The organism is Pseudomonas sp. G11 (assembly GCF_029457515.1).
Taxonomy (GTDB): Bacteria; Pseudomonadota; Gammaproteobacteria; order Pseudomonadales; family Pseudomonadaceae; genus Aquipseudomonas; species Aquipseudomonas gorinensis.
Map to the genome: position 1 here is coordinate 91,425 of NZ_CP120377.1, position 20,012 is coordinate 111,436.

The 20,012-nt window shown below is 61.3% G+C and carries 17 protein-coding genes; 5 read left to right on the forward strand and 12 right to left on the reverse strand.

Annotation, left to right across the window (positions count from 1 at the left end):
• Positions 1-112: 112 nt before the first annotated feature.
• The 7 genes from P2T68_RS00425 to P2T68_RS00455 all read right to left on the reverse strand — a co-directional run bounded on the left by P2T68_RS00425 (position 113) and on the right by P2T68_RS00455 (position 9,677).
• Positions 113-1,021, reverse strand: a complete 909-nt coding sequence (locus P2T68_RS00425) for a response regulator (protein ID WP_024078150.1) — start codon at positions 1,019-1,021, stop codon at positions 113-115.
• A 168-nt stretch (positions 1,022-1,189) separates the two neighbouring features.
• Entirely contained in the window at positions 1,190-1,951 is a 762-nt protein-coding gene (gene phoU, locus P2T68_RS00430; protein WP_024078151.1) for a phosphate signaling complex protein PhoU, read from the reverse strand.
• A gap of 70 nt (positions 1,952-2,021) precedes the next feature.
• Positions 2,022-2,855, reverse strand: a complete 834-nt coding sequence (gene pstB, locus P2T68_RS00435; protein WP_024078152.1) for a phosphate ABC transporter ATP-binding protein PstB — start codon at positions 2,853-2,855, stop codon at positions 2,022-2,024.
• Between the two features lie 177 nt (positions 2,856-3,032).
• Positions 3,033-4,703, reverse strand: coding sequence for a phosphate ABC transporter permease PstA (pstA, locus tag P2T68_RS00440; protein WP_024078153.1), 1,671 nt, complete (start codon positions 4,701-4,703; stop codon positions 3,033-3,035).
• Between the two features lie 15 nt (positions 4,704-4,718).
• A complete protein-coding gene (locus tag P2T68_RS00445; protein ID WP_173860558.1) occupies positions 4,719-6,752 on the reverse strand; it encodes an ABC transporter permease subunit in 2,034 nt (677 codons plus the stop codon).
• 386 nt (positions 6,753-7,138) lie between these two features.
• Entirely contained in the window at positions 7,139-8,125 is a 987-nt protein-coding gene (locus tag P2T68_RS00450; RefSeq protein WP_016978637.1) for a phosphate ABC transporter substrate-binding protein PstS, read from the reverse strand.
• A 262-nt stretch (positions 8,126-8,387) separates the two neighbouring features.
• Positions 8,388-9,677: an MFS transporter gene (locus tag P2T68_RS00455; protein WP_024078155.1), complete on the reverse strand. Its 1,290-nt coding sequence runs from the start codon at positions 9,675-9,677 to the stop codon at positions 8,388-8,390.
• A 472-nt stretch (positions 9,678-10,149) separates the two neighbouring features.
• Here P2T68_RS00455 and P2T68_RS00460 point away from each other — a divergent pair, with 472 nt between their 5' ends.
• Positions 10,150-10,554 carry an acyl-CoA thioesterase gene (locus P2T68_RS00460; protein ID WP_010566936.1) on the forward strand — a complete coding sequence of 135 codons (405 nt, stop codon included), beginning with the start codon at positions 10,150-10,152 and terminating at the stop codon, positions 10,552-10,554.
• Between the two features lie 58 nt (positions 10,555-10,612).
• Positions 10,613-11,512, forward strand: a complete 900-nt coding sequence (locus P2T68_RS00465; protein WP_024078156.1) for a D-hexose-6-phosphate mutarotase — start codon at positions 10,613-10,615, stop codon at positions 11,510-11,512.
• Between the two features lie 119 nt (positions 11,513-11,631).
• On the opposite strand, the gene P2T68_RS00470 is transcribed toward P2T68_RS00465, so the two are convergent.
• The 5 genes from P2T68_RS00470 to P2T68_RS00490 form a co-directional block, all read right to left on the reverse strand.
• A complete protein-coding gene (locus P2T68_RS00470; RefSeq protein ID WP_041161056.1) occupies positions 11,632-12,168 on the reverse strand; it encodes a DUF3299 domain-containing protein in 537 nt (178 codons plus the stop codon).
• A 78-nt stretch (positions 12,169-12,246) separates the two neighbouring features.
• Positions 12,247-12,492, reverse strand: coding sequence for a GlsB/YeaQ/YmgE family stress response membrane protein (locus P2T68_RS00475; protein ID WP_024078158.1), 246 nt, complete (start codon positions 12,490-12,492; stop codon positions 12,247-12,249).
• Positions 12,493-12,598: 106 nt separating this feature from the next.
• A complete protein-coding gene (locus P2T68_RS00480; protein WP_024078159.1) occupies positions 12,599-13,684 on the reverse strand; it encodes a 5-(carboxyamino)imidazole ribonucleotide synthase in 1,086 nt (361 codons plus the stop codon).
• An 11-nt stretch (positions 13,685-13,695) separates the two neighbouring features.
• Positions 13,696-14,187: a 5-(carboxyamino)imidazole ribonucleotide mutase gene (purE, locus tag P2T68_RS00485; protein ID WP_003213411.1), complete on the reverse strand. Its 492-nt coding sequence runs from the start codon at positions 14,185-14,187 to the stop codon at positions 13,696-13,698.
• A gap of 345 nt (positions 14,188-14,532) precedes the next feature.
• Positions 14,533-15,441 carry a LysR substrate-binding domain-containing protein gene (locus P2T68_RS00490; RefSeq protein ID WP_024078160.1) on the reverse strand — a complete coding sequence of 303 codons (909 nt, stop codon included), beginning with the start codon at positions 15,439-15,441 and terminating at the stop codon, positions 14,533-14,535.
• Between the two features lie 182 nt (positions 15,442-15,623).
• Here P2T68_RS00490 and aspA point away from each other — a divergent pair, with 182 nt between their 5' ends.
• The 3 genes from aspA (at position 15,624) to P2T68_RS00505 (ending at position 19,930) form a co-directional block, all read left to right on the forward strand.
• Positions 15,624-17,048 (forward strand): aspartate ammonia-lyase, encoded by a 1,425-nt coding sequence (gene aspA, locus P2T68_RS00495; RefSeq protein WP_041161057.1) that lies wholly within the window; start codon positions 15,624-15,626, stop codon positions 17,046-17,048.
• Positions 17,049-17,426: 378 nt separating this feature from the next.
• Entirely contained in the window at positions 17,427-18,872 is a 1,446-nt protein-coding gene (locus P2T68_RS00500) for an alanine/glycine:cation symporter family protein (protein WP_069077340.1), read from the forward strand.
• A gap of 80 nt (positions 18,873-18,952) precedes the next feature.
• Positions 18,953-19,930: an asparaginase gene (locus P2T68_RS00505; RefSeq protein WP_150055878.1), complete on the forward strand. Its 978-nt coding sequence runs from the start codon at positions 18,953-18,955 to the stop codon at positions 19,928-19,930.
• The last annotated feature ends 82 nt before the right edge of the window (positions 19,931-20,012 follow it).

The window sequence follows — 20,012 nt, forward strand, 5'->3', positions numbered from 1 at the left end:
CAATGTGGGAGGGGGCTTGCCCCCGATAGCAGTCCTTCAGCCAAGTATTCGTTAGCTGACACACCGCTATCGGGGGCAAGCTCCCTCCCACATTTTTCAGTTGTCTCGAGGATCAGGCGCCCGGCACAAAATGCTTCTGCGCCGTGCCGCGCGCGATCAGGCGCGAGATGTAGTCAAGCTTCTGCGCATCCTGGTCGATGAACCGGAAGGTCAGTTGCAGCCAGTCGCTGTCGGGCTTGGGCTCGAACGCCACAATGGCGTGCAGGTAGCCGTTGAGGCGCGCGACTTCGGCGTTGTCGCCCTGCTCAAGGTCGAGTACCGCGCTTTCCAGTACCTGGGGCAGGACCTCACCGCGACGCACCACCAGCAGCGCCTCCTTGATGCTCAGCGCCTTGATCACACACTGTTGGGTGCCGCTGGACAGGCGCAATTGGCCCTGGCCACGCCCCCCCGCCGCTGCCCCTGCCGCTGGCGCAGCTTGCACGGGTGGGCTGTTGAGCAAGCCGCGGCTGGGTGCCACGGCCGCGACCGGAGCGGCCTTGACCGCTTCAGGTTTACCGCCGGTCAGGGCGCTCAGCGAGTCGTTGCCGAAAGCCGAGTTCATCTTGGTCGGTGCGCTGGCGACTAAGGCGTCGAGACGGCCGATTTTGTGCAGGGCCTGCTTGACCTTGTTCAGCAACTGCTCGTTGGTGAACGGCTTGCTGACGTAGCCGGATACACCGGCCTGGATCGCCTGGACCACGTTTTCCTTGTCGCCACGACTGGTCACCATCACGAATGGCATGGCCTTGAGGTGCGCCTGTTCGCGGCACCAGGTCAATAGCTCAAGCCCGGACATCTCCGGCATTTCCCAGTCGCATAGCACCAGATCGAAGGTTTCGCGCATCAGGATGGCCTGGGCCTTTTTACCGTTCACCGCATCTTCGATCTTGATGCCCGGGAAGTAGTTGCGCAGGCACTTCTTCACCAGGTCGCGAATAAACGAGGCGTCATCCACCACCAATACACTGACTTTACTCATCGACCCTTTATCCTATAAAAACCGCGGCACGCAGAACGCCTGACTAATGGCATTTTGCCAAAACTCTATCGTCACGTTCGGACTTTCTTTCGTCCGATCCGTAAAAAATTCAGCTGCCACGAACAAAAACGCCCGACCAAAGGCCGGGCGTTAATTTCTCGGGCAACCTTACTTATCGTCAGATTCGCCAGGAACATTAGGGATTTGATCGACTGAACCTTCAACTTCCGCTTTCATGCGCTTGAGGCCCATGTGCCGTACGTCGGTGCCGCGTACCAGATAGATCACCAGTTCCGAGATATTGCGCGCGTGGTCGCCGATCCGCTCCAGGGAGCGCAGCACCCAGATAATGCTCAAGACCCTTGAGATAGAGCGCGGGTCTTCCATCATGTAGGTCGCCAGCTCACGCAACGCCGTCTTGTACTCACGGTCGATGATCTTGTCGTACTGGGCCACCGACAATGCCAGCTCGGCATCGAAGCGGGCGAATGCGTCAAGCGCGTCGCGCACCATGTTGCGCACCTGGTCGCCGATATGGCGCACTTCCACGTAGCCGCGCGGGGCTTCGCCTTCTTCACACAGCTGGATGGCGCGACGGGCAATCTTGGTGGCTTCGTCGCCGATGCGCTCGAGATCAATCACCGACTTGGAAATGCTGATGATCAAACGCAAGTCGGACGCCGCCGGCTGGCGACGGGCAAGAATGCGCAGGCATTCTTCGTCGATGTTGCGTTCCATCTGGTTGATCTGGTCATCGATCTCACGCACTTGCTGGGCCAGGCCCGAGTCGGCCTCGATCAGCGCGGTGACCGCATCGTTGACTTGCTTCTCCACCAGCCCGCCCATCGCCAGGAGGTGGCTGCGCACTTCCTCAAGCTCGGCATTGAACTGCGCGGAGATGTGATGGGTAAGGCCTTCTTTGCTAATCATGTTGGCGTCCTTGGAGCGTCCGGTAAGGTGCGGAGAACCGCAGCGTCAGTGCAATGTGAACCACGGCTTCCTAGCCGTAGCGACCGGTGATGTAGTCTTCGGTCTGTTTTTTCGCCGGATTGGTGAACAGGGTATCGGTATCGCCGAACTCCACCAGCTTGCCCATGTACATGAACGCGGTGTAGTCGGAAACCCGCGCCGCCTGTTGCATGTTGTGGGTCACGATGACGATGGTGAACTTGGACTTGAGCTCGTAGATCAGTTCTTCCACTTTCAGCGTCGAGATCGGGTCGAGTGCCGAACACGGTTCGTCGAGCAGCAGCACTTCCGGCTCCACGGCGATGGTGCGCGCAATCACCAGACGTTGCTGCTGGCCGCCGGACAGGCCCAGCGCTGACTCATGCAGGCGGTCCTTGACCTCATCCCACAGCGCCGCGCCCTTGAGTGCCCACTCCACGGCCTCATCAAGGATACGTTTCTTGTTGATGCCTTGGATGCGCAGGCCGTAGACCACATTTTCGTAGATGGTCTTGGGGAACGGGTTGGGCTTCTGGAACACCATGCCCACGCGACGACGCAACTCGGCCACGTCTTCGCCCTTGCGGTAGATGTTGGTGCCGTAGAGGTTGATCGCACCGTCCACGCGGCAACCGTCCACCAGGTCGTTCATGCGGTTGAACGTGCGCAGCAGGGTGGACTTGCCGCAGCCCGAGGGGCCGATAAAGGCGGTCACGCGCTGCTTGGGGATGTTCATGCTGACGTCGAACAACGCCTGCTTTTCACCGTAGTACAGGCTCAGGCCGGGCACTTCGATGGCCACGGTCTCCTGGGCCAGGCTCAGGCTCTGCTTGTCACGCCCCAGGGCAGACATGTTGATGCCGTGGGATTGGGTTTCGTGTTGCATGGGATGCTCCCTGTGCTACCAATTCGTTTCAGTGAGCCGCGGCGATTGGGCCTGCGGTTACATCATTCTTCTGTAGGAGCGAGCTTGCTCGCGAAGGTCGTTAACGAAACGCGCGGGAGCCAGAATGAACGCGGCGCCCTTGCGTTTCTCGCGAGCAAGCTCGCTCCTACAGGGTTATCAGCTATCCAACGCTTTGTATTTTTCGCGCAGGTGGTTGCGAATCCACACCGCCGACAGGTTCAACGTAGCGATCACCAGCACCAGCAACAACGCGGTGGCGTACACCAGCGGCCGTGCGGCCTCGACGTTGGGGCTCTGGAAGCCGACGTCATAAATATGGAAGCCCAGGTGCATGATCTTCTGGTCCAGGTGCAGGTACGGGTAGTTGCCATCCAGCGGCAGCGACGGCGCCAGCTTGACCACACCCACCAGCATCAGCGGCGCCACTTCACCGGCGGCGCGCGCCACGGCGAGGATCATGCCGGTCATCATCGCCGGGCTGGCCATCGGCAGCACGATCTTCCACAACGTTTCCGCCTTGGTCGCGCCCAGTGCCAGGGACCCCTCACGCACGGTGCGAGGAATCCGCGCCAAGCCTTCTTCGGTGGCCACGATCACCACCGGCACCGCCAGCAGCGCCAGGGTCAGCGAGGCCCAGAGCAGGCCTGGGGTGCCGAAGGTCGGGGCCGGCAGGGCTTCGGCGAAAAACAAACGGTCGACCGAGCCACCCAATACATACACGAAGAACCCCAGGCCGAACACGCCGTAGACGATGGCCGGTACACCCGCCAGGTTGTTCACGGCGATGCGGATAATCCGCGTCAGGGTGTTCTGCTTGGCATATTCACGCAGATACACCGCCGCCAACACGCCGAACGGGGTCACGATCATCGCCATGATCAGGGTCATCATCACGGTGCCGAAGATGGCCGGGAAGATCCCGCCTTCGGTGTTGGCTTCCCGTGGGTCGTCGCTGAGGAACTCCCAGACCTTGCTGAAGTAGAAGCCGATCTTGGTCATCGTGCCCATGGCGTTCGGCTGGTAGGCGTGTACCACTTTGCCGATGCCGATTTCCACTTCCTTGCCGTTCGCATCGCGGGCGGTCAAGGCGTCGCGGTTGAACTGGGCGTGCAGGTCGGCCAGGCGCGCTTCGATGTCCTGGTAGCGGGCGTTCAGCTCGGCGCGGTCGGCATCCATGTCGGCCTGGGCGGCGGCGTCGAGCTTGCCTTCCAGTTCCAGCTTGCGACCGTGCAGGCGAATACGTTCGAGGCCGGCGTTGATCGCGCCGATGTCGGACTTCTCCAGGGTCTTGAGTTGAGCCGCCAGCTTGTTCACGCGGTCGACGCGGGCTTGCAGTTCCGGCCACGCGGCCTCGCCTTCAGCGATGACCTTGCCATCCTGCTTGACGTTGACCAGGGTGCCGTAGAAGTTGCCCCACTCGCGACGCTCGATAGTCATCAGGTTCTTCGGCGTGCTCTGGTCCTTCAACCACTCGCCGACGATCCAGGTGAAGTCGTTGCCGTTCAGGTCACGGTTGCCGACCTTGATCAGCTCGCGGGTCATGAATTCCGGGCCCGCATCGGGCACCGGCAGGCCAGCGCTTTTCAGGCGCTCGCGCGGCACTTCTTCTTTCTGCACCACTTCGCCGATGACGATATGGTTTTCCTGGCCCGGCACGTTGTAGTTGGCCTGGATCAGGTCAGCCGGCCAGAAGTGGCCCAGGCCACGCACGGCTATCACCGCCAGCAAACCAATGGTCATGATGACCGCGATGGACACCGCGCCACCGCTGATCCAGACGCCGGGAGCGCCGCTCTTGAACCATCCATTCAGGGAGTTCTGTTTCACAGACTTCTACCTTTCTTAAAGCGACGAGTATTTCTTGCGCAGACGCTGACGGATCAGCTCGGCGAGGGTGTTCATGATGAAGGTGAACAGCAGCAGCACCAGTGCCGAGAGGAACAGTACGCGGTAGTGACTGCCGCCCACTTCCGACTCGGGCATCTCCACGGCGACGTTGGCCGCCAGGGTGCGCAGGCCTTCGAACAGGTTCATCTCCATCACCGGCGTGTTACCGGTGGCCATCAGCACGATCATGGTCTCGCCCACGGCGCGGCCCATGCCGATCATCAGCGCCGAGAAAATCCCCGGGCTGGCGGTCAGGATGACGACGCGGGTCATGGTCTGCCACGGCGTGGCGCCCAGGGCCAGGGAGCCCAGGGTCAGGCCGCGCGGCACGCTGAACACGGCGTCTTCGGCGATGGAGTAGATGTTCGGGATCACTGCAAACCCCATGGCCAGGCCAACCACCAGGGCGTTGCGCTGGTCGTAGGTGATGCCGAGGTCATGGGAGATCCACATGCGCATGTCGCCGCCGAAGAACCAGGTTTCCAGGTACGGGCTCATGTACAGCGAGAGCCAGCCCACCAACAGGATCACCGGGATCAGGATCGCACTTTCCCAGCCATCGGGTACCCGCAGGCGGATAGACTCAGGCAGGCGGCTGAAGATAAAACCGGCCACCAGGATGCCAATCGGCACCAGCATCAGCAGGCTGAAAATCCCCGGTAGATGCCCTTCGACATACGGCGCCAGGAACAGGCCGGCGAAGAAGCCGAGGATCACCGTCGGCATCGCTTCCATCAGTTCGATCACCGGCTTGACCTTGCGGCGCAGGCTCGGGGCCATGAAGTAAGCGGTATAGATCGCGGCGGCAATGGCCAGTGGCGCGGCCAGCAGCATGGCGTAGAACGCGGCCTTCAAGGTACCGAAGGTCAGCGGGGCCAGGCTCATCTTGGGTTCGAAGTCCGTGTTGGCGGCGGTCGATTGCCAGACGTACTTAGGCTCGTCGTAGTTTTCGTACCAGACCTTGCTCCACAACGCGCTCCAGGACACTTCCGGGTGCGGGTTGTCCAGCAGCAGCGGTTGCAGCTTGCCGCCGGCTTCGACGATCACACGGTTGGCGCGAGGCGACAGGCCGAACACGCCCTGGCCGTCGACCACCGGATCCACCAGCAGGGTGCGGTGGGCGGTGCTGTGGAACACGCCGAACTTGCCGGAAGCATCGAGGGCGGTGAAGCCTTTGCGACGCTCTTCGGCGGTGATTTCCACGATGGGCGCGGTGCCCATCTGGAAGGTGCGGATCTGCTTCAGGCGCTGCTCGCCATCCGGGTCGCGGGCCATGAACCACTGGGCCAGGCCACCCTTGGAGTTGCCGATAATCAGCGAGATACCGCCCACCAGTTGAGTGCTGGCGGTGATTTCAGCGTTGGCGTCTTCCAGCAACTTGTAGCGACCATTGAGGCTCTTGTCGCGCAGGCTGAACACATCGGCCAGGGCGCGACCGTTAATCACATACAGCCACTGCTGGCGCGGGTCGATGAAGATCGCCTTCACCGGCTCAGTCATCTGCGGCAGCTCGATACGCTTCTGCTCGCTGGTGACGTCGCCGGTCATCATGTTTTCTTCACGGCTCAGGGTCAGCACGTTCAAGTGCGAACCCGCCGAGCCGGCAACCACCAGCGACGAGTCGGTGGCGTTGAGGGCGACGTGCTCCAACGGGCGGCCGGCATCGTCGAGCACGATGGGCGTTTCACCGTAGGGGTATTCAATCGCAGGCGTGATGGTTTTCTTGCCGTCCGGGTACGACACCTTATAGGTGTGGCGGAACACCAGGGACTGGCCATTGGAAAAGCCGAGGATCACCAGCGGGCTGCCCGGCTGGTCTTCACCGATGGACGCTACGCTCGCACCCGCCGGCAGCGGCAGATCGAAACGCTTGAGTTCGGCACCGGTGGCGACATCAAAGAACAGCGCCTGGCCCTTGTCGGAAACCCGCATGGCCACCTGGTTCTGTTCCTCCAGGGAAATCATCAACGGCTTGCCGGCGTCCTGGATCCAGGCCGGGGTCAGCGCGTCTTCCTTGGTCAGGGAAGCACCTTGGAACAGTGGCGCAACCACATAGGCAAGAAAGAAGAAAATCAGGGTAATGGCGCCGAGGACGGCGAGGCCGCCAATCAGTACGTACCAACGGGTCAGGCGATCCTTGAGCGCGCGGATGCGGCGCTTGCGTTGCAGCTCAGGCGTATTGAAATCAATGCGCTTGGGGGGAGAAGTTGTCGTCATGGTGGAATTGGCCAGATCATTCATGCGCACACCCTAGCGATCCTGTATGACAGAAAGATGACAATGCAGTGACGCAAGAAATCCGCCGCGAAGCAGGGCTGGCAGCGGATTGAAAATTAGTGATGCGGGAACCGGCGTACCGGTTCCCGCAGAGGCAATCAGTTGCCTTCTTTCAGACCCAGGTCAGCCAGGGCCTTGGCGGCAACTTTGGCTGGCAGCGGGATGTAGCCGTCTTTCACTACAACTTCCTGGCCCTGTTTGGACAGAACCAGTTTCACGAACTCAGCTTCCAGCGGGGCCAGAGGCTTGTTCGGGGCTTTGTTGACGTACACGTAGAGGAAGCGCGACAGCGGGTATTTGCCGTTCAGGGCGTTTTCTTCGCTGTCTTCGATGAAGTCAGTGCTGCCTTTCTTGGCCAGGGCCACGGTTTTCACGCTGGCGGTCTTGTAGCCGATACCCGAGTAACCGATGCCGTTCAGCGAGGAGCTGATCGACTGCACGACCGAAGCCGAGCCAGGTTGTTCGTTCACGTTAGGCTTGTAGTCGCCTTTGCACAGGGCTTCTTCCTTGAAGTAGCCGTAGGTGCCGGACACCGAGTTACGACCGAACAGTTGCACTGGTTTGTTGGCCAGGTCGCCGGTCACACCCAGGTCGCCCCAGGTTTTCACGTCGGCTTTGCCACCGCACAGGCGAGTCGAGGAGAAGATCGCGTCAACTTGCTCCATGGTCAGGTGCTGGATCGGGTTGTCCTTGTGCACGAACACCGCCAGGGCGTCCACGGCAACCGGGATAGCGGTTGGCTTGTAGCCGTACTTCTGCTCGAAGGCCGCCAGTTCGGTGTCCTTCATCTTGCGGCTCATCGGGCCCAGGTTGGAAGTGCCTTCAGTCAGCGCAGGAGGCGCGGTGGCAGAACCAGCAGCTTGAATCTGGATGTTGACGTTCGGGTATTCCTTTTTGTAACCCTCTGCCCACAGGGTCATCAGGTTGGCCAGGGTATCGGAACCGACGCTGGACAAGTTGCCCGACACACCAGTGGTCTTCACATAAGCCGGAATTGCCGGGTCAACACCAGCGGCCACCGCGTTGGCGGTCGCAACGCCAGCAGCGACAAAAGTCATTGCCGCCATCAAACGTTTCAGTTTCATGCCTTGCTCCTAGCAGATAGGGATAATTGGATCGGGGCCAAGTATCGAGAGGCCGTGTGAACACTCTATGTCTGGAATATGACAATTAGATGAAAGGCCATCATCGATGATGAAACGCAGCAACGCGGGGAAAACTTCGGAAACACAGGGGTTATGCGAGGGTTGAGGCGGGCGTAACGGTTATTCGGAAACACTCTGACATTATTGATGAGGCAAACATCACCTGTGGCGAACGCGCCCGCCACAGGTGATCAGTCGGCCGTCAGCGCCCGCGCTTCCACAGGTACCCACCTACCACCATCCCCATCACACACAGGACGGCAACGTAGTAAGCCGGGCCCATCGGGCTTTCCTTCATCAGCAACGACACGGCCAACGGCGTCAGCCCACCGAACACCGCGTAGGCCACGTTGTAGGAGAATGACAAACCACTGAAGCGCACCACGGGCGGGAAGGCTTTGACCATCACGTAAGGCACCACGCCAATGGTGCCGACGAACAGACCGGTCAGGGCGTACAGCGGGAACAACCAGTCGGGGTGGTCCAGCAAGCTGTGGTAAAGCGTCCACGACGTTGCCAGCAACAGCGCGCAACCGGCAACCAGTACGCGCCCGGCACCGAAACGGTCGGCCAGGGCACCGGAGGCAATGCAGCCCAGGCTCAGGGTCACGATGGCCAGGCTGTTGGCTTGCAGCGCAATGGTCGGAGTGAAGTGGTAGATGGTCTGCAGCACGGTCGGAGTCATCAGGATGACCACCACGACGCCGGCCGACAACAGCCAGGTCAACAGCATCGACAGCACGATGGCGCCACGATGGTCACGCAGTACGGCGCGCAATGGCAGCTCGGCGGCCAGGGTCTTGCGCTGCTGCATCTCGGCAAAGATCGGGGTTTCGTGCAGCCAGCGGCGCAGGTACACCGACAGCAGGCCAAATACACCGCCCAGCAAGAACGGAATCCGCCAGGCGTAATCCGAGACCTGCTCGGGGCTATAAATAGTGTTGATGGCGGTGGCCACCAGCGAGCCCAGCAGGATACCGGCGGTGAGGCCGCTGGTCAGGGTACCGCAGGCGTAGCCGATGTGACGCGGCGGAACGTGTTCGGAGACGAACACCCAAGCACCCGGCACTTCGCCGCCAATGGCCGCACCCTGGATCACGCGCATCAGCAGCAACAGGATCGGCGCCCACAGGCCGATCTGCGCGTAGGTCGGCAGCAGGCCCATGATCAGGGTCGGCACGGCCATCATGAAGATGCTGAGGGTGAACATTTTCTTGCGGCCCAGCAGGTCACCGAAGTGCGCCATGATGATGCCGCCCAATGGGCGTGCCAGGTAGCCGGCGGCGAAAATGCCGAAGGTCTGCATCATACGCAGCCATTCGGGCATGTCGGCGGGGAAGAACAGTTTTCCGACCACCGTGGCGAAAAACACGAAGATGATGAAGTCGTAGAACTCCAGCGCCCCGCCCAAGGCAGACAGCGACAGGGTTTTGTAGTCGTTGCGGGTCAGCGGGCGCGACGGTTGCGCACTGCTTGCGGGCACGGAGGACATGGCAGAGCTTCTCTTATAGTAATCAGCGTAATAAGGACGACATGCCCGCGACTGGCGGCGGGTCTGGCAAGATAGCAAATCGTTGGAAAAAGCACAGCGCCGAACGGTTAACTGTGCAGATGGACGAAATAATCCCGTCGCGGGACACCCGTTAAGCTGGATAGAAGAACAGTTGCCCGAAAAAGCCCCATTACAGCGTCTATTTACCGACCAAATGAGCGCCGGGAGGTCGTCGTGGCGTCAGGGTCTCGATATACTCGGCCCTTGCATGCGCAAGACCCGCATCCTTGACGGGCTGCTGTGCCAAAACGCCGTTGGGTGCCACCCAGCCGGTTTGGCAGAGTTTCCCTTTAGTACGCCTTACGAGAAACGTATCGAACGGAGTATGTTTGTGCTGAAACGTTTTTCCACCAGTCGGCTATCCACTTTGCACCATCTATAAAAAGCTTCACGGGTCAGAGGCACCCCCGGCATGATCGAACTCGAACAAGAAGATCCTATCCCGCAAGGCGATCTCGCCCTGCAAATCACCGCGCTTCCGCGTGAAACCAACGGTTTCGGCGATATCTTCGGCGGCTGGCTGGTCTCGCAAATGGACCTGGCCGGCACCGCGATGGCAAGTAAAGTCGCCGGCGGTCGTGTCGCCACCGTGGCCATTGATCGCATGGCGTTCCTGGTGCCGGTCGCCGTGGGCGCGCAATTGTCCTTCTATACCCAGGCCCTGGAAATCGGCCGCAGCTCGATCCAGATGATGGTCGAAGTGTGGAGCGATGACCCGCTGTCCAGCGAATGGCGCAAGGTGACCGAGGCGGTATTCGTGTTCGTTGCCATCGATGGCAGTGGCCGCACACGTTCGGTGCCGTCGCGCGCGCGTTAAACCTCGCCGGGTTTTGACGGTCAATTGCCCCATTGCCTGCCATTGAGAGTGCTTTTGTATGCCTACGCCCCACGTTGAAACCGTGAAAGTCGACGAGCTGGACTGCTGGCGCATCCGCCACAACGGTGCGCAACTGATGGTGGCCCAGCAGGGCGCGCACATCATCAGTTACCAACGCGCAGGCGAGCAGCCGCTGATCTGGCCGAACAAGGCCGCCGTGTTCAAGACAGGCAAAGGCATTCGCACGGGTGTGCCGGTGTGCTGGCCGTGGTTTGGCGTGTTCGATCGCAACCCTCAAAGCGTCAAGGCGATGCGCCAGAGTGATACCCCGGCCGGCGCCCACGGTTTTGTGCGCACCGCCCTATGGGCGTTGGCCGGGACCGCACTTGAAGGCACAGGGTTGCGCGTCGACCTGGTGCTGCCAGTGCCCACAGGCGGCTTCCCCGGCTGGCCCCATCAGGTCGACCTGAAGCTGAGCCTGCTGTTGGACGACCAACTGCATATCCGCCTGACCAGCCATAACCGTGGCGACCACACTGTCACGCTCAGCCAGGCGCTGCACACCTACTTCGCCGTCAGCGACGTACGCAACGTGCAGGTCGAAGGCCTGGACGGCTCGGCGTACATCGATACCGCCGATGGCTGGAGCGAGAAGACGCAAACCGGCCTGCTGCAGTTCAGCGCCGAGACCGACCGCATCTACCTCGATACACCCGCGCAACTGAACATCGTCGATAACGACTGGCAGCGCCGCATCCAGCTCACCAGCCAAGGCTCGAAATCCACCGTGATCTGGAACCCCTGGACCGAACGCGCCAAGGCTTTCGACGACATGGCCGACGATGGCTGGCAGGGCATGCTGTGCATCGAGACGGCGAATGTGCTGGATGATGTGGTGGCGTTGGCGCCGGGTGAAAGCCACACGCTGGGCGTGAGCATCACCAGTATCACTTTGTAAACCCAATCAAAATGTGGGAGGGGGCTTGCTCCCGATTGCAGGGGGCCAGTCACTGTCTCTGGTGACTTCATCACCGCTATCGGGGGCAAGCCCCCTCCCACATTGATTTGCAGTGTGGTTTAGAGATCCGACTCCTTCACCACCCGCACCTTGCCCGCATCCAGCGCATACGCCGCATCCGCCAGGTCGTTATTCACCTTCTCCACCTTCAACGTGCCCGTGACCCACAGCGGCGTGTAGATATCATCCAACTTCAAGCCCTTGGGATAGCGCACCAGCACCAACTGGTTAGGTGGCGGTGGCGGCACGTGGATACACGCGCCTGGGTAGGGCACCAGGAAGAACAGCGTACTGCGGCCCTTGGCATCGGTTTCCAACGGGACCGGGTAGCCGCCGATGCGGATGTTCTTGCCGTTCATGGCGGCCACGGTCTTGGTGGAATACATCACCGCCGGCAAGCCTTTGCTCTGCTTCAAGCCACCTTTATCGGTGAAGGTGCCTTGGGCTTCGGGGGAGTTGTGGTCGATCTCGGGCATGGCCTCGAGGGCCTTCTGGTCCGACAGCGGCATCAGGTCGAGCCAGTCGGTTTCCGGCAGTTCGCCGGCGTGTGCCAGGCCAGAGCCCAGCAAGAGAAGAGTCAACAGAAAACGGCGCATGGAAAGGCTCGGCAAGTAACAAGTGCCGAGCATTCTAGCCCTCTGCGCCTGCGCAGCGCAGAGGACTTTGTCGGCTGATCAGTTCTTTTTGATCAGGCCGTAGATCACCAGCAGGATGATTGCGCCGACGAGTGCGCCGATAAAGCCCGCACCTTGGCCCGCCTGGTAGATACCCAGTGCCTGACCACCGTAGGTCGCGGCCAGGGAACCGGCGATACCCAACAGGATGGTCATGATCCAACCCATGCTGTCGTCGCCGGGCTTGAGGAAACGCGCCAGCAGGCCGACGATCAAGCCGATAAAGATGGTTCCGATGATACCCATGGCATTTCCCTCTGAATGAAGTGAGCTATGCCAAAGCCTGGACAGGCTTTGGCATCCTGCAATCAGAGGACGGCAATAGCCGAATGGTTCCCGCCGCCCCCTGTGTTTATTGCTCGGCGATCAGCGCTTCGACCTTGAGGATCTGCGCTTGCAGCGTTGCGCGATCCTTGCAGCGCAGGTTGGCGTGACCGACCTTGCGCCCGGCCTTGAAGGCCTTGCCGTAGTGATGCAGGTGGCAGTCATCGATGGCAATGACGCGCTCGACCGACGGTACGACGCCGATAAAGTTGAGCATCGCGCTCTCGCCCACCTTGGCCGTGGAACCCAGGGGCAAGCCTGCGATAGCACGCAGGTGGTTTTCAAACTGGCTGCACTCGGCGCCTTCGGTGGTCCAGTGCCCGGAGTTATGTACACGCGGGGCGATTTCGTTGGCCTTGAGGCCACCGTCGACTTCAAAGAACTCGAACGCCATCACACCGACATAATCCAGCTGCTTGAGCACGCGGCTGGAATAGTCTTCGGCCAGGGCCTGCAACGGGTGATCGGTGCTGGCCACGGACAGTTTGAGGATGCCGCTGTCGTGAGTGTTGTGCACCAGCGGGTAAAAGCGGGTTTCGCCATCACGGGCGCGCACGGCGATCAACGACACTTCACCGGTGAAGGGTACAAAGCCTTCCAGCAGGCAGGCCACGCTGCCCAGCTCGGCGAAGGTGCCGACCACATCCGCTGGGGTGCGCAGGACTTTCTGGCCCTTACCGTCGTAACCCAGGGTGCGGGTTTTCAGCACAGCCGGCAGGCCGATACTGGCAACGGCGGCGTCCAGGTCCGCCTGGGACTGGATATCGGCGAAGGCCGGGGTTGGAATGCCCAGGTCCTTGAACATGCTCTTCTCGAACCAGCGGTCGCGAGCGATACGCAAGGCTTCGGCGCTCGGGTATACCGGCACGAACTGCGACAGGAACGCCACGGTTTCAGCCGGGACACTTTCGAACTCGAAGGTCACCAGGTCAACTTCGTCCGCCAGCTGGCGCAGGTGATCCGGGTCGCTGTAGTCAGCGCGCAGGTGTTCACCGAGGGCCGCCGCGCAGGCGTCCGGCGCAGGGTCCAGGAAAGCAAAGTTCATCCCCAGCGGGGTTCCCGCCAAGGCCAGCATGCGGCCCAGTTGGCCGCCACCGATTACACCGATTTTCATCGTCAACAACCTCAGGCAATGCGTGGGTCTGGATTGTCCAGCACGCTGTCTGTCTGCTCAGCACGGAATTTTTTCAGCGCAGCGTGGAACTGCGGATGCTTGGCGCCCAGGATGCTGGCAGACAGCAAGGCGGCATTGATCGCGCCGGCCTTGCCGATTGCCAGGGTCGCCACCGGGATGCCGGCCGGCATCTGCACGATGGACAACAGCGAATCCACGCCCGAGAGCATCGACGACTGCACCGGCACGCCGAGCACCGGCAGGTGGGTCTTGGCCGCACACATGCCTGGCAGGTGCGCTGCACCGCCGGCACCGGCGATGATCACCTCAATGCCACGGGATTCTGCTTCATCGGCATACTGGAACAGCAAGTCCGGGGTGCGGTGGGCAGAGACCACTTTCACTTCATACGGAATGCCGAGTTTTTCCAGCATATCGGCGGTGTGGCTAAGGGTGGACCAATCGGACTTGGAGCCCATGATCACGCCAACCAATGCACTCATCGTCGTGCCTCTTCTCTCTGGGCGCCCGCAGGCGCGTCAAAAAACAACAAGCCACGCGGGAAATCCGGCGTGGCTTGTTGTACGAAATTTGGCCGGTTGGACCGGCCGAAGGCCGCGCAGTATACCGTAATAACGCAGATAAACAGCCCCTGGAATGACCATCTGTCTAGCCGTGCAAACCGGCGGTTTTATTGACTTTCAAGTCAGCCAGATCACCACAAAACCCTGTGGGAGGGGGCTACACCCCGATAGCAGTGTAGTAGTGACATATTCAGTGCCTGACACACCGCAATCGGGGGCAAGCCCCCCTTCCACATTTGCCCTGCATTTGGCCCGAGATTGGGCTCAGGTGTTCTGCGCCGCCCCACCTTCCAACTTACGCCACAACAACCGCACATTCGCCTTACGCACCAACGCACAGCGATACAGCCGAATTTCCAGCGGCACATGCCATTGCGGCCCGCCGCACACCACCAATTCACCGCGCGCCAGTTCGGCACGCACACTCAATTGCGGCACCCAGGCAATACCCAGGCCTTCCAGGGCCATGCTCTTGAGGCTGTCGGCCATGGCCGTTTCGTAAACCGTGGTAAAACGCAGGGCGCGTTGACGTAACAGCAAATGCACCGAACGGCCGAGGAACGCGCCAGCACTGTAGGCCAGCAACGGCACGCTGCCCTCGCCTTCCAGATCGAACAGCGGCTTGCCCTCGGCGTCGGCCGCGCACACCGGGAGCATTTCGGTGTTGCCCAGGTGCAGCGACGGGAAGATCTCGGCGTCCATCTGCATCGCCGCATCCGGGTCATAGAACGCCAGCATCAGGTCGCAACCGCCTTCGCGCAGGGCGTGTACGGCGTCGCCGACGTTGGTGGCCACCAGCCGCGTGGCGATGTTCAGACCTTCATTGCGCAGTTGTGCGATCCAGCGCGGGAAGAAGCCCAATGCCAGGGAGTGGGCAGCGGCCACTTGCATGACCTCGCCCTGCCCGCCTTCCAGATGATGCAAATGGCGCAGCACTTCACCGAGTTGTTCGACCACGGTGCGCGCGGTGACCAGGAACAGTTGCCCGGCCGCCGTCAGCTCAACCGGCGTGCGCGAGCGGTTGACCAGGGTCAGGCCCAGTGCGGCCTCAAGGCTGCGAATACGTCGGCTGAACGCTGGCTGGGTGACAAACCGTCGCTCCGCCGCCTGGGAAAAGCTGCGAGTCGCCGCCAAGGCGCTGAAGTCTTCCAGCCATTTGCTCTCAAGGTTCATCACTGCCTCCCACGGATACGCACCATTTTGGCACACACGCCCGTCATGATAGCCGGGTCACACCTGCATTATGCCGTTTATGCATAGGCCAGTGTTTAACAGCATTGGCCCAAAATTTCCTACAGGCCTAGCATTCGCAGCGTTCCGGCCTGTTCCGGGTCCATATCGAGATGATTTCCGTCATGTCCTCCGCTGCATCATTCCGCACAGAAAAAGACCTGCTTGGCGTACTCGAAGTACCCGCTCAAGCGTATTACGGTATCCAGACCCTGCGAGCGGTGAATAACTTCCGCCTCTCGGGCGTTCCGATTTCGCATTACCCGAAATTGGTGGTCGGCCTGGCAATGGTCAAGCAAGCTGCCGCTGACGCCAACCGTGAGTTGGGCCAGCTCAGCGAAGCCAAGCACGCCGCCATCAGCGAGGCCTGTGCCCGCCTGATCCGCGGCGATTTCCACGAAGAATTCGTGGTGGACATGATTCAAGGCGGCGCCGGCACTTCAACCAACATGAATGCCAACGAAGTCATCGCCAACATCGCGCTGGAGGCCATGGGCCACCAGAAGGGCGAGTACCAGTACCTGCACCCCAACAACGACGTGAACATGGCGCAGTCGACCAACGACGCCTACCCCACCGCGATCCGCCTGGGTCTGCTGCTGGGCCATGACGCGCTGCTGGCCAGCCTCGACAGCCTGATCCAGGCGTTCGCCGCCAAAGGCGTCGAATTCAGCCACGTGCTGAAAATGGGCCGCACCCAACTGCAAGACGCCGTGCCGATGACCCTCGGCCAGGAATTCCGCGCGTTCGCCACCACCCTCGGTGAAGACCTGGCCCGCCTGAAAACCCTGGCGCCAGAGCTGCTGACTGAAGTGAACCTGGGCGGCACCGCCATCGGCACCGGCATCAACGCCGACCCGCGCTACCAGGCCCTGGCCGTACAACGCCTGGCCGTTATCAGCGGCCAGCCCGTGGTCCCGGCTGCCGACCTGATCGAAGCCACCTCCGACATGGGCGCCTTCGTGCTGTTCTCCGGCATGCTCAAGCGTACCGCTGTGAAGCTGTCGAAGATCTGCAACGACCTGCGCCTGCTGTCCAGCGGCCCACGCACCGGTATCAACGAGATCAACCTGCCGGCGCGCCAGCCAGGCAGCTCGATCATGCCCGGCAAGGTCAACCCGGTGATCCCGGAAGCGGTCAACCAAGTGGCGTTCCAAGTCATCGGTAACGACCTGGCCCTGACCATGGCGGCCGAAGGTGGCCAACTGCAGTTGAACGTGATGGAGCCACTGATCGCCTTCAAGATCTTCGACTCCATCCGCCTGCTGCAACGCGCCATGGACATGCTGCGCGAACACTGCATCGTCGGCATCACCGCCAACGAAGCCCGCTGCCGCGAGCTGGTGGAGCACTCCATCGGCCTGGTCACCGCGCTGAACCCGTACATCGGCTATGAAAACGCCACCCGCATCGCGCGTATCGCCCTCGAAAGCGGCCGCGGCGTGCTGGAACTGGTGCGCGAAGAAGGCTTGCTCGACGACGCCATGCTCGACGACATCCTGCGCCCCGAAAACATGATCGCTCCACGTTTGGTCCCGTTGAAGGCCTAAGCGTTTGTTGCACCGCTCACCAGGTTGAGGGACTAGACACCTCTCACCTTTTGAGGGCCTGAAGGCTCGTTCTTCAGGCCCTTTTTTTTGCCTCAAGGTTGTGAAATGACGCCCATAAAAATTCCAACATCGCCCCTACCCGACACCCCTTGGCTGAAACCTTTAATCAGTCCGAGCAGACGGATCACGTTCGCCTAGGTATAGTGCCGCCCCTCTTCGCGCCAGCGGCCGTCGGCAACGAGGCCCGGACACGCGCGAAACCGCATGAATAACAACACCCGCAAAAGGATGGGTCGAACCGTCGCGCACTGCCTGGTGCTATGCGAGGGGTAGGACCGTCCTGCGTTTGCCATTAGAAAAATCAGCGAGGAACACTCCATGCTCGAAGTCATCAACGACTTCCTCTCAGGGAAAGTACTGATCGTGCTCATTGTCGGGCTCGGCGGTTATTTCACGATCCGCTCGCGTTTCGTCCAGTTGCGTCACTTTTTCCACATGTTTTCGGTGTTTCGCGACAGCCTGAAAAACAGCTCCGACCAGCTCAGTTCGTTCCAGGCGCTGATGCTCAGCCTCGCCGGCCGTGTGGGTGCCGGTAACATCGCAGGTGTCGGCATTGCCGTGACCCTGGGTGGCCCGGGTGCCGTGTTCTGGATGTGGGTCACCGCGCTGGTGGGCATGTCTTCGAGCTTTATCGAGTGCTCCCTCGGCCAGCTGTACAAGCGCACTGACGCTGAAGGCACCTACCGTGGCGGCCCGGCCTATTACATCCAGCACGGCCTGCACAAACGCTGGTTGGGTATGGTCATGGCGTTCCTGCTGCTGGTGACCTTCGGCTTTGCGTTCAACGGCCTGCAAGCCCATGCCGTGACCCACTCGCTGAACAACGCCTTTGGCCTGGATACCACCTACACCGGCCTGGCCCTCGCAGTCCTGCTGGGCCTGGTGTTCATCGGCGGGATCAAGCGCATCGCGTCGATCGCCGACCTGCTGGTACCGGTCAAGACCCTGGTGTACATCGCCGTGACCCTGTATGTGATCGTGCTGCAATTCGACCACGTGCCGGCCATGCTCGCGACCATCGTCAAGAGCGCCTTCGGCCTCGACCAAGCCTTCGGTGGCCTGGTGGGCAGCGCGATCATCATGGGTGTGAAGCGCGGCGTGTTCGCCAACGAAGCCGGGCTGGGCAGTGCGCCGAACGTGGCAGCGGTCGCGTCGGTGGAACATCCGATCGCCCAAGGCGTGGTGCAAGCGTTCAGCGTGTTCCTCGACACCTTCGTGATCTGCACCTGCACCGCATTGCTGATCCTGCTCTCCGGCTTCTACACCCCAGGCTTTGAAGGCGACGGCATTGCCCTGACCCAGAACTCCCTGGCGGCTGTAGTGGGTGACTGGGGCCGCATGTTTATCTCGGTGGCCCTGGCGTTGTTCGTGTTCACCTCGATCATGTACAACTACTACCTGGGCGAGAGCAACCTGCGCTTCCTGGTGGGTAACAACCGCAAGGTGCTGATGGGCTACCGCGCGCTGGTGCTGGTGCTGATTTTCTGGGGCTCGATCGAGAACCTGAGCACCGTGTTCGCCTTCGCCGACATCACCATGACCCTGCTGGCGTTCGTCAACCTGTTCGCCCTGGCGTTCCTGTTCAAGATTGCCATGCGCATCCTGAATGACTACGACAACCAGCGCGCGGCAGGCATCAAGACCCCGGTGTTCGACTCCAGCCAGTTCCCTGACCTGGACCTGGACCGCAAGGCCTGGCCGGCCAACCCGGTAAAGCCGCAAGCGGCCCCGGCAGCTGAGCTGAACGCTCAAGTGCAACGCTGAGCCCAGGTAGATAGATGACACGCCGCCCGGCCTTGGGCATGCTCTGGGCCCGGCGGCGTTTTTCGTTCAGGAGAAAACTCATGTCCCCATCCCACAACATCATGGTGCTCTACACCGGTGGCACCATCGGTATGCAGGCCAGCGCCAACGGCCTGGCGCCCGCGTCCGGTTTCGAAGCGCGCATGCGCGAACAACTTGCCAACCAGCCATTGCCCGCCTGGCGCTTTCGGGAAATGTCGCCGCTGATCGACAGCGCCAACATGACCCCCGCCTACTGGCAGCACCTGCGCACCGCCGTGGTCGAGGCGGTGGACGAGGGTTGCGACGCGGTACTGATCCTGCACGGCACCGACACCCTGGCCTACAGCGCGGCCGCCATGAGTTTTCAATTGCTGGGCCTGCCCGCGCCGGTCGTGTTCACCGGTTCCATGCTGCCTGCCGGGGTACCCGACAGCGATGCCTGGGAAAACGTCAGCGGTGCCTTGCAGGCGCTGGGCGAAGGCCTGGCACCGGGTGTGCAACTGTACTTCCACGGTGCGCTGATGGCGCCGACCCGTTGCGCGAAGATCCGCAGCTTTGGTCGCCATCCGTTTGCGGCCTTGCAGCGTAATGGTGGCGTCGCCCAGGCCGAAATGATCCCGGCCGCCCTGCATTACCGCCAACCCAAGGCCATCGCGAATGTGGGCGTGCTGCCATTGGTGCCAGGTATCGCCGCCGGGCAACTGGATGCACTGATCGACAGCGGCCTTCAGGCGCTGGTGCTGGAATGCTTTGGCAGCGGCACGGGACCGAGTGATAACCCTGCGTTCCTCGCCAGCCTCAAGCGGGCGCAAGACCTGGACGTGGTCGTGGTTGCAATCACCCAATGCCACGAAGGCGGCGTTGAACTGGACGTGTACGAGGCCGGCAGCCGGTTGCGCGGTGCAGGTGTGCTTTCCGGCGGTGGCATGACCCGCGAAGCCGTCTTCGGCAAGCTCCACGCGCTGCTCGGTGCAGGGCTTGCAACGGATGAGGTCCGACACCTGGTGGAGCTTGACCTGTGCGGTGAGCTGGCCTGAGCTTCGCTGTAAACCTGAGTAAAAACACCGGCCCACTACATAGTTAGCCTCATGCCTGCCTTGCGCCTTTCTAGCATGCCGA

Excerpts from the sequence above, each read along its gene's own strand:
- P2T68_RS00465 (WP_024078156.1), top strand. The coding sequence starts at position 10,613 with ATGCCTACGCCCCACGTTGAAACCGTGAAAGTCGACGAGCTGGACTGC.
- P2T68_RS00505 (WP_150055878.1), top strand. The coding sequence starts at position 18,953 with ATGTCCCCATCCCACAACATCATGGTGCTCTACACCGGTGGCACCATC.
- P2T68_RS00460 (WP_010566936.1), top strand. The coding sequence starts at position 10,150 with ATGATCGAACTCGAACAAGAAGATCCTATCCCGCAAGGCGATCTCGCC.
- P2T68_RS00480 (WP_024078159.1), bottom strand. The coding sequence starts at position 13,684 with ATGAAAATCGGTGTAATCGGTGGCGGCCAACTGGGCCGCATGCTGGCC.
- P2T68_RS00425 (WP_024078150.1), bottom strand. The coding sequence starts at position 1,021 with ATGAGTAAAGTCAGTGTATTGGTGGTGGATGACGCCTCGTTTATTCGC.
- pstB (WP_024078152.1), bottom strand. The coding sequence starts at position 2,855 with ATGCAACACGAAACCCAATCCCACGGCATCAACATGTCTGCCCTGGGG.
- P2T68_RS00455 (WP_024078155.1), bottom strand. The coding sequence starts at position 9,677 with ATGTCCTCCGTGCCCGCAAGCAGTGCGCAACCGTCGCGCCCGCTGACC.
- P2T68_RS00470 (WP_041161056.1), bottom strand. The coding sequence starts at position 12,168 with ATGCGCCGTTTTCTGTTGACTCTTCTCTTGCTGGGCTCTGGCCTGGCA.
- phoU (WP_024078151.1), bottom strand. The coding sequence starts at position 1,951 with ATGATTAGCAAAGAAGGCCTTACCCATCACATCTCCGCGCAGTTCAAT.
- aspA (WP_041161057.1), top strand. The coding sequence starts at position 15,624 with ATGTCCTCCGCTGCATCATTCCGCACAGAAAAAGACCTGCTTGGCGTA.
- P2T68_RS00490 (WP_024078160.1), bottom strand. The coding sequence starts at position 15,441 with ATGAACCTTGAGAGCAAATGGCTGGAAGACTTCAGCGCCTTGGCGGCG.
- P2T68_RS00475 (WP_024078158.1), bottom strand. The coding sequence starts at position 12,492 with ATGGGTATCATCGGAACCATCTTTATCGGCTTGATCGTCGGCCTGCTG.
- P2T68_RS00450 (WP_016978637.1), bottom strand. The coding sequence starts at position 8,125 with ATGAAACTGAAACGTTTGATGGCGGCAATGACTTTTGTCGCTGCTGGC.
- P2T68_RS00500 (WP_069077340.1), top strand. The coding sequence starts at position 17,427 with ATGCTCGAAGTCATCAACGACTTCCTCTCAGGGAAAGTACTGATCGTG.
- purE (WP_003213411.1), bottom strand. The coding sequence starts at position 14,187 with ATGAGTGCATTGGTTGGCGTGATCATGGGCTCCAAGTCCGATTGGTCC.